7 protein-coding genes and 1 pseudogene are annotated in these 13,429 nt (G+C 61.7%); 1 reads left to right on the top strand and 7 read right to left on the bottom strand.

The features are described 5' to 3' along the window. Positions 1 to 13: 13 nt before the first annotated feature. Positions 14 to 1,621: a GMC family oxidoreductase gene (locus tag L4G42_RS23235; protein WP_237253898.1), complete on the top strand. Its 1,608-nt coding sequence runs from the start codon at positions 14 to 16 to the stop codon at positions 1,619 to 1,621. Between the two features lie 107 nt (positions 1,622 to 1,728). Here L4G42_RS23235 and L4G42_RS23230 read toward each other — a convergent pair whose 3' ends face one another. The 7 genes and pseudogenes from L4G42_RS23230 to L4G42_RS23200 form a co-directional block, all read right to left on the bottom strand. Then, a complete protein-coding gene (locus L4G42_RS23230; RefSeq protein WP_237253899.1) occupies positions 1,729 to 1,899 on the bottom strand; it encodes a DUF1289 domain-containing protein in 171 nt (56 codons plus the stop codon). Between the two features lie 2 nt (positions 1,900 to 1,901). Then, positions 1,902 to 2,258: a hypothetical protein gene (locus L4G42_RS23225; protein ID WP_237253900.1), complete on the bottom strand. Its 357-nt coding sequence runs from the start codon at positions 2,256 to 2,258 to the stop codon at positions 1,902 to 1,904. A gap of 36 nt (positions 2,259 to 2,294) precedes the next feature. After that, a complete protein-coding gene (dmeF, locus tag L4G42_RS23220; protein WP_237259673.1) occupies positions 2,295 to 3,230 on the bottom strand; it encodes a CDF family Co(II)/Ni(II) efflux transporter DmeF in 936 nt (311 codons plus the stop codon). 20 nt (positions 3,231 to 3,250) lie between these two features. Further along, the gene (locus tag L4G42_RS23215) at positions 3,251 to 3,526 is read right to left on the bottom strand and encodes a metal/formaldehyde-sensitive transcriptional repressor (protein ID WP_237253960.1); all 276 of its coding nucleotides are present in this window, start codon (positions 3,524 to 3,526) and stop codon (positions 3,251 to 3,253) included. An 88-nt stretch (positions 3,527 to 3,614) separates the two neighbouring features. Next, complete coding sequence (locus L4G42_RS23210; RefSeq protein WP_237253902.1) at positions 3,615 to 4,376, bottom strand: YoaK family protein; 762 nt, start codon at positions 4,374 to 4,376, stop codon at positions 3,615 to 3,617. 94 nt (positions 4,377 to 4,470) lie between these two features. Next, positions 4,471 to 4,749, bottom strand: a pseudogene (locus L4G42_RS23205) (Crp/Fnr family transcriptional regulator); the annotation flags it as partial. Further along, positions 4,745 to 13,390, bottom strand: coding sequence for a glycoside hydrolase family 94 protein (locus tag L4G42_RS23200; protein WP_237253903.1), 8,646 nt, complete (start codon positions 13,388 to 13,390; stop codon positions 4,745 to 4,747). The pseudogene L4G42_RS23205 and the gene L4G42_RS23200, both read right to left, overlap by 5 nt. Positions 13,391 to 13,429: the final 39 nt, after the last annotated feature.

Below are 13,429 nucleotides of genomic sequence, written 5' to 3'. Positions count from 1 at the left end.
GCGGTAACCGTACATGACATACGACTACATCATCGTTGGCGCTGGCGCCGCCGGCTGCATCCTCGCCAACCGGCTCTCTGCCTCGGGCCAACACACGGTGCTGCTGCTGGAGGCGGGCGGCAAGGACAGTTCCCTGTGGTTCAAGATTCCTGTCGGCTTCGCCAAGATGTATTACAACCCGACGTTCAACTGGATGTACTACAGCCAGCCGCAAAAGCAACTGAACAACCGGGAAATCTATGCCCCGCGCGGCAAGGTCCAAGGCGGTTCGGGGTCGATCAATGCGATGGTCTACGTCCGTGGTCAGGCCCATGACTTTGACGACTGGGCAGCCAACGGCAACGATGGCTGGGGCTTCAAGGACGTCCTGCCGTACTTCCGCAAACTGGAAAACCATCCGCTGGGCGACAGCGAATACCACGGCGGCAGCGGTCCGATCAGCATCACCCCGATGAAGGGCCAGACCCACCCGATCTGCGACGTGTTTCTCAAGGGCTGCGATGAACTGGGCTATCCGCACAGTGACGACTTCAACGGCCCGAGATTCGAAGGTTCGGGCATCTACGACGTCAACACCAGGAATGGCCAGCGCTCCTCCAGCAGCTTCGAGCATCTGCACCCGGCGCTCAGTCGGCCGAACCTGACGGTCGAGCATTACGCCCTGGTGGATCGCGTGCTGTTCGAAAACAAGCGGGCGACGGGAATTGCCGTCACCCAGCGTGGTGTCGCCCGCACGTTCACGGCATCCAGGGAAGTGATCCTCTGCGCCGGTGCCGTGGACACGCCCAAAGTGCTGCAATTGTCCGGTGTGGCAGATCAGGCGCTGTTGGCCAGACACGACGTACCGCTCGTCAAACACCTGCCAGCGGTGGGGCAGAATCTGCAGGATCACCTGTGCGCCAGCTATTACTACAAGGCCAACATCCCGACGCTGAACGATCAGCTTGGCTCGCTGTTCGGCCAGTTCAAGCTCGGCATCAAATACCTGCTTACCCGCAAGGGTGCGCTGGCGATGAGCGTTAACCAGGCGGGCGGTTTTTTCCGCGGGAACACTGCGCAAGCCAATCCGAACCTGCAGCTGTACTTCAATCCGCTGTCGTACCAGATCCCGAAAAACAACAAGGCCAGCCTCAAACCCGAGCCGTATTCAGGCTTCCTGCTGTGCTTCAACCCGTGCCGGCCTACCAGCCGTGGGCGTATCGAGATCAAGTCGAAGAACCCTCGGGACGCGGCACTGATCGACCCCAATTACCTGAGCACCCAGAAGGACATCGACGAAGTCATCCAGGGCAGTCGGCTGATGCGCAAAATCATGCAGGCGCCCGCACTGAAGGACATCACCGTTGCCGAGGTACTGCCGGGGGCGGCGGTCGAAAGCGACGAGCAGATGTTGCAGTACTTTCGCGAGAACAGCGGTTCGATTTATCACCTGTGCGGTTCGTGCGCGATGGGGGCTGATGAACAAAAAACCGTGGTGGACAAACGGCTTAAGGTTCACGGTCTAGACGGTTTACGCATTGTCGACGCATCAATTTTCCCCAACGTGACCAGCGGCAACACCCATGCGGCAGTACTGATGGTGGCAGAGAAGGGCGCTGACCTGATTCTGCAGGACGCTTGATTTTGTAGGCTTACTCTAGGGTAAAACCTTTTGATGGGCCGTTTACTGCCCAGTCACTGGCAGTCTGGACCCACGGCGGTCATTCAGGGCGAATGACCTCCCCATGCCTATTTCAACGCTTTCAAGCGCACGCTCGCCCTTTGCACGGCCGCCATTTTTTCAGGGCGCTTCATGCGTTTCCACTTTTTGATGTCTTCCTTGGTCCGCCCACAACTCACACACAAATCCCCCCTCAGCTGGCACACAGAGATGCACGGATTTTCGATTTCTTTAGCCATCGTCAGTCACCCTTAACCAGTCGCTTCTGCCACTGGCCACCCTGAACGCGCTGGCATTCCTCCTCAGAGTCAAAGCGGACATTGCGATCTGACAGCTTCAGATCGATGCAGGCTTCATCCAGCGCGGTGGCCGTCAGCTCGAAAATGCGAGCCTTCGCTTCAACCTGGGCGAGCTTTCTGTCCGCCGCCGTTTCGAACACCCAGATCACCTCCAGGGTTTCAGCCAACGCGTCCAGGTCAGCCATGTGGGTAAGCCAGGTGAAGCCTTTGATTTCACCTTTTGCGGTTTCGCACGCTTCGGTCAGCGTGGCGATCAACCGGCGTTCGATTCGCGCCAGTTCACGTTTGCCGGGTGGCATCGCAATTTCCTTTGGAGTAAGTGCAGAGGCGCTAAATCAGGCCAGTCGGAATTCGACCGTCAGATGCCTGACTTCATGGACCGGCTGGAGACGTTCACGAATGGTGTCGGCGTTCGCAGTGGCTGCGCCAAGGACGCTGACGATGGCCGCATGGGCTTGCGGTCCAACCCGCCAGACGTGCAAGTCGGTGATGGTGGCATCCCCCGGTTCTTCAACCAGTTGGCGGATCTCCTCGGCAACGTGTGCGTCAGTCTGATCGAGCAATACGCCTGCGGTGGCTCTCATCAAGGTCCATGCCCACCGCGCGATAACGATGGCGCCGACGATGCCCATGGCCGGGTCCAGCCACACCCAGCCCAGATAGCGACCGGCGAGCAGTGCAGCGATGGCCAGCACCGAAGTCAGCGCGTCCGCGAGGACATGGACATAGGCTGATTTCAGATTGTTGTCGTTGCCATGGTGATCATGGGTATGGCCATGATCATCATGATCGTGTTCATGGTCGTGTTCATGACTGTGCCCGTGGCCCAGCAACAGGGCGCTGACGATGTTGACTATCAAGCCGGCAATCGCGATGAGCGTCGCGGTGCCGAACTGAACGTCCGTTGGCTGCAAGAGGCGCATGACGGATTCAACGCCGATTCCCAGGGAAACCATACCGAGGATCAGCGCCGACGCGAACCCGCCCAGATCTCCTACCTTTCCTGTGCCGAAACTGTAACGCTGGCTGGAAGCGTTGCGTTTAGCGTATCCATAGGCGGCCGCCGCGATGCCCAATGCACCGGCATGGGTGGCCATGTGAAAACCATCGGCCAGTAACGCCATCGAGCCCGTGACGTACCCGGCGGTGATTTCACCCACCATCATCACAACCGTCAGGGCCACCACCCACAGTGTGCGCCTGGCATTCTCATCGTGGGCCGTGCCAAGGAACACGTGGTCGTGCCCGTAGTTGATGTTCGTGCTTTGCATAAGCGAGTGCCTGGATGTGTTCATTTGGAATAACGACGGATGGCTTCAAGAAGCTCTTCGACGCCTTTGTTACGCTCTGCGTCGCTGAGATCAGGATTCGCCACATGCGCGCGCGCGTGGTCTTCAATGATCTCCTCCATCAAGCCGTTGATGGCCCCGCGAGTGGCGGCAACAAGGTGCAGTGTCTTGGCGCAGTCGAGATCCGACTCCAATGCCCGTTCGACGGCCTGGATTTGTCCGGCGATGCGTTTGACACGCTTGAGAAGATCGTTTTTGTTTGCTGCGATATGACCCATCGGATACCCCCCTGACCAGACGGCTTGCATCATAGGGATACCCCCTATACCTATGCAAGGATTGGCCTACGAATGGATCAACAATGGATCAACCGCGCCATGCACGCCGGACATACCGGCGCACATCGTCCAGCGCAGGCACAACGGCCAGTGTTCCGAGGACCAGCGAAAGCGGCACCGTTGCGATGTACCCCACGTGTTTGAACCCGTACGCGCCCGCCACCCCACCGGCGAAAAAGCTCAAGGCCAGTACGGTCAATATTTTCAGGCGCGCACGATTCGCCAGCACTCGCGGCTGCCCGGGCGGTGTGGCGCCATTCCAGTAAAAGAGTTTGCCGCATTCAATACCGATGTCCGTGACGATGCCGGTGATGTGCGTCGTTCTGATTTCGGCTTTGGAGACTTTGGTGATGAGGGCGTTTTGCAGGCCCATGATGAAACACAGCAGCATGACGGTCAGGGAGACGATCAATCCGTCCACTGCCGACAACCTGGCGCCCAGAAAGCCGAAGCACAGGAGCAAAAAAGCCTCGAACAACAGGGGCAAAGCGAACGCGCTGTGCAGGCGTCTGCGGCGGGAGTAATTGACCATGATGGCCGAACAGGCAGCGCCTGCCATGAAAGACAACAGGGCGCTGACCCCGCGCAGTAGCAGATCGTACGCACCCAGCACCGCGTTGTCGGCCATTAACGAGACGATGCCGGTCATGTGCGACGTGTATTGCTGAACCGCCAGAAAGCCCCCCGCGTTGATGGCGCCGGCCACAAACGCCAGGGCAAACCCGAGGTGCCGGTTGGCGTCCGGGGTCCGTCTCCTGCCGGTCAGGCTGCGGATGTATCTGATCGACATTAAAAGGTCCCGTTTCTGCTTGCTCGCTTGACGCAGTATTCACCCGACCTGCGCAAAACCGCCTCGAACCTTCAAGGCCTCAGCGCCGACATGATCACTCATGTCGGTGGGTGTCGTTCAGCAAACGGTCGGACTCGGCCTTTACCACCGAATAACATTCGCAGCTCAAGCGCTCCAGCTGCGGGCGGTCAAGGACGTTGATCTGGCCCCGGTGGTATTCGATGACCCCCAGGCGCTGCAGCTTGCCCGCCGCCTCGGTAACGCCCTCTCTGCGAACACCCAGCATGTTGGCCATGAGTTCCTGGGTCATGGTCAGCTGATGGCCTTCCAGCCGATCCGGCGACACCGGCGACCAGCGGCACTGGGGGTCAATCATCAGCCGCTGTCGTGTATTCGACCGGCTCCGGCGCTGCGGGCCGCGAGCCGCCGCATTCAATGCGCACCCGGCGCTCCACGCCATCGTCCACCAGCGCCAGCGTATTGCCTTCGACCGGCGTGCCATCCACTGTCATTGAGGTGCCGGTCGTATCGCCACGGGTCACCTCGAAGTGGTACTGCGTGCGTGCAAAGCGATAACTCAAGGAAAATCCGGGCCAGTCCGCTGGAAGCACCGGGTTCAGCTGCAGCAGATTGCCGTTGCGCTGAAGCCCGAGCAGTGACTCGACGCCCAGACGGTACATCCAGCCAGCCGAACCGGTGTACCAGGTCCAGCCGCCACGTCCTGCATGGGGCGCAATGCCGTAGACATCGGCCGCCATCACATAGGGTTCGACTTTATAGGTGTCGATCCTGGCGCTGTTGAGGGGGTCGGCCGGGTTGATCATGTGCAACAGCTCCCAGGCTTTGGTCGAGTCGCCCAACTGCGCAAACGCCATCGCCGCCCAGACAGCCGCGTGGGTGTACTGCCCACCGTTCTCGCGCACGCCCGGTACATAGCCCTTGATGTAGCCCGGGTCTTGCAGGCCTTTGTCGAACGGCGGGTCAAGCAGCAGGACCGCGCGGATGTCGGGTTTGACCAGATACTGATCCACCGCCTGCATCGCCCGATGCTGGCGGGCGGGTGATCCGGCACCGGACAACACCGACCAACTCTGGGCGATGGAATCCAGCCGACACTCATCGTTGACTGAAGAGCCCAGAGGCTGCCCGTCGTCAAACCAGCCGCGGCGATACCACGCCCCGTCCCAGGCAGAGGCTTCCAGGTTGTCACGCAGCTGTTTCGCCTGTTCGCCGCAGCGTGCCGCGAATTCACTGTCGCCATGGCGCTCGGCCACCTGTGCGAAGCGTTCAAGCACATGACACCCGAAAAAGCCCAGCCAGACGCTTTCACCACGGCCGAGATAGCCCACGCGATTCATCCCGTCGTTCCAGTCGCCACTGCCCATCAACGGCAGGCCGTGTTCGCCGCGGGTCAGGCCGTGCTCGATGGCGCGGACGCAGTGCCGATACAGCGGCTCCTGCAAGGGCGACGCACCGGGCAAGTCGTAATAGGATTCTTCCCCCGGACCCAGCGCGCGCCCTTCAAGATAGCCGGCGGGTTCATCCAGCACCGACAGATCATCGGTGACCTCGACGTAACGGCTGGTGGCGGCGACGAGCCACAGGAAATCGTCGGAGCAGGCCGTGCGTACGCCTCGATTGAGGGGAGGGTGCCACCAGTGTTGAACATCGCCCTCGGCGTATTGATGATTCGCGCACAGCAACAGATGCGTCCGCGCCGCCGCTGGGTCGGCATGAATCATCGCCATGCTGTCTTGCAACTGATCGCGAAAGCCGATGGCGCCGCCCGACTGGTAATAGCCACTGCGGGCGAGGAAACGGCAAGCGATCACTTGATACATCAACCAGCCGTTGAGCATCACGTCCAGCGCCGGCACGGGCGTCTTGACCTGAATGACGGAGAGCACCGAGCGCCAGTGATCCTTCACTTTCTGCAACTGCGCTGCCGCCACCTGCACGCCCTTGTAGCGTTGCGCCAACTGGGTCGCCGCCTGACCATTTTTCTCCGCCCCCAGGCGCAAAATGACTTCTGTGCCTTGCCCATGGGCGAGCGCCACCGCCACCTGTATCGCGGCGCACGGGTCCAGACCGCCACCGGTTTTCCCGGACAGTCCTTTATGCCGCATCGCGGCGGGAGACTGCAGGCTGCCGCAGCGTCCGATGAACTCGGTACGGTCCGCCGTGACACTGTGCTCGACAGCATCGGTATCAAAGAACGCCACACGCTCGCTGAATTCCACCGACCACGCGTTGCGCGCGAACAATGCGCCGCTGGCAGGATCCGAATGGGTGACCACGTGCATGGCTGATTTACTGCGCAGATCGCCCAGCACCCACTCCACATAGCCCGTCACCGTCAGGTTGCGGTCACGCCCCGACACATTACGCAGCACCAGCCTTGAGAACTTGATCGGCGCATCCAGCGCCACGTAAACCCACAGTTCGCTGTGGATGCCATCTTCCTCGTGCTCGAACACGGTGTAACCAAAGCCGTGGCGCGTTCGGTAGGCGCCAGTACCCGAGGCCGGCCTGGGGGTCGCCGACCAGAAATGCCCGGTGTCTTCATCCCGCAGGTAAATGACCTCGCCGACGGGGTCGCTCACCGGGTCGTTGTGCCAGGGCGTCAGGCGGTATTCGTGCGCATTTTCGGCCCAGGTGTAGGCGCTGCCGGACTCCGAGACCACCGTGCCCATCTGGGCATTGGCAATCACGTTGACCCAGGGCGCTGGCGTGGGATGGGATGCCGGGGCATCGATAATGTACTCACCGCCGTCCTGGCTGAACGCACCGTAGGCGTTGCTCAGTGGCAACGACACGGGCAACGGGGCAAGGGCCTGTAATGGCGCTGGCACATGAACGCGGGTCGCGACAAACGCTGGGTGCACCCGTACCACGCGGCGGCGGTGAACCTGTTCGGCAAGGCTTCCCCGTCCTTCGGAAAACACCAGGCGCGCAGCCGACAGGATCAGCGTGCGGTCCTCGTTCGACATCTGCTGCGCCATACGGACGAATATTCCGCCCGGCCGATCCACCAGCGTGGCTTCGCTGCCGGACGTGACCAGCCCCATGATCGCGTCCTGCAGTTGCTGGCGATAACCCACCTGATCTTCGTTCCAGATCAGCAGGTCCGTCAGCAAGCCTTTCTGGCGCCAGTAGGCGTGGGCCTGAATCATCTTCTGGACCAGCTCGATATTCTCAAGGCTTGTGACCTGCAACAGCACAATGGGAAGGTCGCCGGAAATCGACTGTCCCCACAGGCCTTGCTGGTTGCGCAGGTTGGCCGTCAGCACGGTGCTGTCGGGGCGCAACCCTGCGTTGGCGTAAATCAGTGAAGAGGCCATCTGTTCAAACAAACGGGCATCGGCGGGCGAAACGTTGAGCTGACGCACCAGCACCTGACTGTGGGTCCACGACAAGTCGAAGACCCGATCCGCCAGATGTCGATCCCGGTACTTGTTGATCAGAGAGAGGCAGTCTTGGCGGCTGTCCGCGACGCCTGTGACCAGATCGATGGTGCCTTGCTGCCCGGGCTGCAGGGTGATCCGGCAACGAATGGCGACAATCGGGTCCAGGACCGGGCCGGCGCTGCCGGACAGTTGCTCGCAGTCCGGGTCCAGCGCTGCCGGCGACTGGGTGCTGCGGCCTCGACCAATGAAGCGGGCACGGTCGGTCTCGTAGGAGATGGCCTGGATATCCACCCCATGGGCCGCCAGCAGGTGGCACATCCACGGCGTGATTTCATCGCTGGCGCGCGGGCGGCGGCTACAGACGATGGCTTGCAGCGGCAGCAGCAATTCGGTCTGCACGAATAACTTGCTGAACGCCGGGTGCATGGCGTCCGTTTCCGGCGAAGCCAGCACCACTTCCGCATAGGTGGTGATCTCCAGCGTCTTGGCAGATTCCCCTCGGTTGGTCACGTGCAGGCGGCGCAGTTCGATGTTGTCTTCAGGGGAAACGACGATTTCCATATGGGTGTCGAAGTCCCGTTCCCGGGTGCGAAACTCGGCACGGGCATCGCTGAAAATGGCCTCGTGGCTCTCGGCCCTGTGCAAAGTCGGCTGAAAGGCGCTGGACCAGACGGCGCCCGTTGCAACGTCCCTCAAGTAACAGAACATGCCCCAGTTGTCCCGGGTGGTGTCTTCCTGCCAGCGGGTGGCGGCCATGGTGTCGAGGCGGCTGTAACCGCCGCCGGCGCTGGTGAGCATGACGTGGTACTTGCCGTTGGACAGCAATTGCACCGCCGGGCGCTTCTGTCCGGGGTTGGCGAACACCCTCAGGTCGTGTTCCTGGCCGGCACCTGCATCGCCTGCGGCCGGCTGCTGGGCGGTTTGCAGGTAAGGTGTTGCCACTTTGGGCACCCGCTCTTGCAACAGCAACAGGGCCGACTGCAGGGTTGGGTCGGATTCAAACCGCCGTTGCATGGGCTGATTGAGTAACACACTGGCCAAGGCCAGCAGACTCATCCCCTGATGGTGGGCCATGAAGGACTGCACCCAGACGTAACGCTGGCCCCGTGGCAGACGCGCTTCGGTGTAATCAATGGCCTCGTAGAATCCGTAGCGCCCGCAGGCACCTTTGCGGGCAAGACGCTGCAGGTTTTTGCAGGCCGCCTCGGCGTCCACCATCAAGGCCAGCACGCTGGCATAAGGCGCGACAACCACGTCGTCGCCCAGGCCGCGCTTGAGGCCGAGGGCCTGAACGCCGAACGCCCGGTACTGGTAATTGAAGTGCGCATCCAGCGTGTAATAGCCCGATTCCGATACGCCCCACGGGATGCCCAGGCGTTTTCCGTGTTCGATCTGCACGGCCACCGCCGCACGGCAGGTCTGGTCAAGCAGGCTGCCGTCGTAGTTGGGCATAACCAGCATGGGCATCAGGTATTCGAACATCGAGCCGGACCAGGACATCAACGTCGGTACGCCGGCGGAGTCACCGAGCAGTCGCCCGAGGGTGAACCACGCCCGCTGCGGAATCTGACCTTGGGCGATCACCACGAAGTTGGTCAGGCGCACTTCGGACGCCAGCAGGTCGTAATAGCCGGTGTCCAGGCGACGCTCGTCGGCGTTGTAGCCGATCACGAACAAGTCGCGTTTGTGGTCATAGAGCAGGGAGAAGTCCATCTGCGCCAGATTGCCCGTCAGCATGATCAGGCGATCCAGTTGGGCGATCGCGTCGCGGGCAGCCTGGCGGACGGCGTCAATGCGCGGGTGATCATCCAGAGCCCAGTCAGCTTCATCCAGCCTGGACAGCTCCCGCAGCGTGCGGCGACGCGGGTGTCGACCGATCGAAGGCGTGGGCAGTCGATAACGTTCGAGGGCCGCGATCCAGTCATCACACTGCGCGAGCAACGCGTTTTGCCAATAAACGCTGTCTTCGGTGCTGCCCGCCGTCATGGCCGCCACCCGAACACGGGCGGTCTGCAACGCCGTCAACAGCGCACTGGGTTCGTGGGCTTCGGCAACCTCTTCAAGCAGGGGGTAAAGCGCGTTCAATGTGCCGTCGGCGTCCGTTGTCTCAAGCAGCGTGTCCAGCGTGATGCGCAGGCCTTTAACCATCGCGGCATCGAACACCGCAGCGTCGGGCAGCTGGATCAAACCGGCACGCAGGGTCAGCAGGTGTCCGGCCAGGTTGCCGCTGTCAACGGTGGAGATGTATTGAGGGCGCAGGGGCTTGAGTGTCTGCGTGTCGTACCAGTTGTAAAAATGTTGCTGGTAACGCTCCAGGCTGTCCATGGTGTCCAGCGATGCGGACAAGCGCTGCAGCAGTCGGTCGGTGCTGAGATAGCCGAAGTCGTGGGCCGCCAGATGCGCGAGCAAGGCCATGCCCATGTTGGTCGGTGAGGTCCGGTGGGCGATCACCGATTTCGGCTCTTCCTGAATGTTGTCAGGGGGCAGCCAGTTATCCTGCGGCCCGACGAAGTCGTCGAAAAACGCCCAGGTCCGCCGCGAGAGCACCTGCAGGAAGCGCAATGCCTCCACCGAAGGCTCGAACACTGCATTTTCCGGCATCGCGCTCAGGCGCCAGGCGATCCAGGGCCCCGCAGCCCAGGCGAGCAAGAATGGCATGGCGATCGCCAGCGCGAGCGGGTCAGTCAGCAAGCCGGCGAACCCGCAGAGGGCGAGCAGAGGGCCTAGCCACATCTCGCGGTAGAGCGCCGGCAGCGGATTTTGCGTGTTGCGCTCGACTTCGCGGGAGGGTTGCCATTGCAGCAACAGGCGGCGGCTGAACAGGATGCGCCAGAGCGAGCGCGCAATGGCGCCCACGCTGTAATACATCTCGAACGGCAGCCATGCGACGTTGGCCGCAGCCTGAGCGAGGTCCTGCCCCAGACTCCTGGACAGCGCGGCCAGGTATTGCCGATAAGGCACGTTCAACGGCGGTTGCAACCCATCGGTCAGGGTCCTGAGCAGCGGTTGCATGACCAGCAAGCCGACCACCGCCAATGTCCAGGCCAGCGGTTCACTGCTGGCGAACCAACCCCAGGCCAGCATCAGCAACACAGCCGCCGGCTCAAGGCTGCGGCGCAGGTTGTCGAGAATCTTCCAGCGCGCCATCACATCGAGTCGATTGCGTGCCCATTCGCCGCGCGTGTTCAGGGTCCAGGGCAGGATCCAGGGGATCAGCTGCCAGTCGCCGCGAATCCAGCGATGGCGGCGTTTGACGTCCACGCTGTAGCGAGACGGGTATTGCTCGTACAACTGCACGTCGCTGAGCAGGCCTGACCGGGCGTAGCAGCCCTCGATCAAGTCGTGACTGAGGACCTGGTTGTCCGGCAGACAGCCCTCCAGCGCGCAGGTGAACGCGTCGACATCGTAGATGCCCTTGCCAATGAAAGAGCCCTGTTTGAAGAGGTCCTGATAGATGTCCGAGACCGCCCGGGTGTAGGGGTCAACGCCGCCGCCACTGCCAAACAGGCGCGAATAGATCGAGCGGGGGGTGCTGGTCAGGCTGATGCCGACCTGGGGTTGTAACAGCGAGTACCCGGAAATGACGCGCTCATGCTGCGCATCGAAAACCGGGCGGTTCAGCGGGTGCATCATGGCGGCCACGCACTGGCGGGCAACATCTCCCGGCAGCAGGGTGTCGGTATCAAGTGTCAGTACATAACGTACAGACCCAAGGGCCGAGATGTCACCCACGATGGTGGTGAAACGGTCTTCGCCCGCGCCACGCAGCCACGCGTTGAGGTCGGTCAGCTTGCCGCGTTTGCGTTCGTGGCCCATCCACGCGCGTTCACTTGCGCTCCAGCGGCGGGGGCGGTGAAACAGGAAAAACCGCGCTGGCAATTCGTCCGCATACTTGCCGTTGAGTCGATTGATCGCCTCTGAGGCATAGTCGAGCAGATCTGCATCCGCTGCCTGCACTTGCGTCGGCGCATCGAGAAAGTCGGTGAGCAGGGCGAAAAAAAGATTGCTGTCGCGATTGGCCAGGAACCTGACTTCCAGGCCCTCCACCAGTTCGTCGATGTCCGCGCGCGAACCGATCAGCGTGGGAATGGCGACCAGCGTACGCGCCTCATCGGGAATCCCGTCGGCGTAATCCATCTTCGGCAACATGGCGGGCAGCAGGCTGAACGTGACCAGCCAGTTGATGAGGCTGAAGGCCAGGCGACTGGTCATGACCAGGCAGGGCAGCGCCAGTGCGATGAGGGCGACATCGGGCAGCCCATCCCGGTGCGCCGAAGACAGCAGCGGCAGCGCAAAAATAATCGTCAGGGCCCCTGCAGGCGCCAGGTAGAAGGTCAGGGGTGACCGTTGCAGCAGGCGTTTCCAGCGTTCGTGAAAGGGCACACGGGCACCGAGTTTTTCTTCAAGAACGCCGATTCCGGGACCGACCAGGAAAAACCCGATATGGCGGGCGAGATCGTCTCCGGCTGCCGCGTCTCGATGTTCGCTGGACAGCGCCACGACGGTTTGCGCGACGAACATTTCAGTGCGTCGACTGCGCCTGGCCAGCCGTTCGATGACGTGGCGATAGCTGTCGCGCGTGGCGAAGTCCATGCGCGGGTAGACCGCGGCCGGGTCATGTTGAAGGGTCTGCTCGACCTGGCTCATCGCTTCGACAAATTCACGCCAAGGGGTGGCTGAGAGCAGGCGCAGGCTGGCGATGCTGTTGCTGATGGACATCTGATCCGCAGACTGCTGCTGCGCATCGAATTGCACCTGTCGTTCGGTACTCGAACCGGTCTCGGCGAGCAACTGCTCGATCCAGTTGAGCGGCAGCGCCAGGGCAGCGCTTTGACCCTGCAATCGACGGGCGAACTCGGCCACGAATGCAGCGGTCATGGGCGGGGATGAATGCGCCATGTCGGCGACGCTCAGCACCACGCTTTTCACGTCGTGCTCGGACACCTCGATGAGCCGCTCGGCCCAGTCATCGGCGAGGTTGCGATCGTCCCAGTTGGCCATGACCCGCGAGGCCACTCGCCGCAGGTTCTCGATCAATGCCAGGCGCAGCATGATCGGGATGGCCCACAACTCGCCCAGCGTCAGCGGCATGACCGTCTGATAAGAGGCGACGAAGCGCGTCAGGCTCAGTTCGTCAAACCGGCCATCACCGTGGGAAATCGTCTCCAGGGCAATGTCATAAACCCTCGGCAGGCCGCTGGAGGGCCCATTGCTCAGGCGCGGCAACTCACGGCTGTAACCCTTGGGAAGGTGGGACCTTGCTGTGCGGATGTGATCTTCGATGAGGAAAAAATTATCGAGCAGCCACTCGGCGGCCGGGGTGATACGGCGGTCGGACGCCTGGGCTTGAGTTAACGCGTTGCAGCTTTCCTTGAGCAATGCCTCATTGTCATCCAGCCTGCCCAGCAGGAAGTCCCGCGCGGTCACTGCGCCGAGTTGATGATGGCCGGCCAAGGCAATCCCATGGCTGGCCATCTGGTCGGCGTTGAAGAGTTCGGCGCGCAGTAGCCGTTCGTAGGCGAACGCAAGCTTTGGATGGGCCCCGGCGCGACCCGCAAGTGTGACCCGGGAGATCGCCTGTTTGGTGCGTTTCCATGTGCTCGTCATTATTTTCCCTGAAATGACTTGCACTCCGGCGAACGCAGC

It is taken from the genome of Pseudomonas petrae (genome assembly GCF_021728295.1).
Lineage (GTDB): Bacteria > Pseudomonadota > Gammaproteobacteria > Pseudomonadales > Pseudomonadaceae > Aquipseudomonas > Aquipseudomonas petrae.
Note: the sequence above shows the minus strand (reverse complement) of the source record. Positions and strands in the feature narration are given on the sequence as shown.

What these genes read in the sequence shown, in the direction of transcription:
- L4G42_RS23225 (WP_237253900.1), bottom strand. Translation starts at nt 2,258, where the DNA reads ATGCCACCCGGCAAACGTGAACTGGCGCGAATCGAACGCCGGTTGATC.
- L4G42_RS23215 (WP_237253960.1), bottom strand. Translation starts at nt 3,526, where the DNA reads ATGGGTCATATCGCAGCAAACAAAAACGATCTTCTCAAGCGTGTCAAA.
- L4G42_RS23210 (WP_237253902.1), bottom strand. Translation starts at nt 4,376, where the DNA reads ATGTCGATCAGATACATCCGCAGCCTGACCGGCAGGAGACGGACCCCG.
- dmeF (WP_237259673.1), bottom strand. Translation starts at nt 3,230, where the DNA reads ATGCAAAGCACGAACATCAACTACGGGCACGACCACGTGTTCCTTGGC.
- L4G42_RS23235 (WP_237253898.1), top strand. Translation starts at nt 14, where the DNA reads ATGACATACGACTACATCATCGTTGGCGCTGGCGCCGCCGGCTGCATC.
- L4G42_RS23230 (WP_237253899.1), bottom strand. Translation starts at nt 1,899, where the DNA reads ATGGCTAAAGAAATCGAAAATCCGTGCATCTCTGTGTGCCAGCTGAGG.
- L4G42_RS23200 (WP_237253903.1), bottom strand. Translation starts at nt 13,390, where the DNA reads ATGACGAGCACATGGAAACGCACCAAACAGGCGATCTCCCGGGTCACA.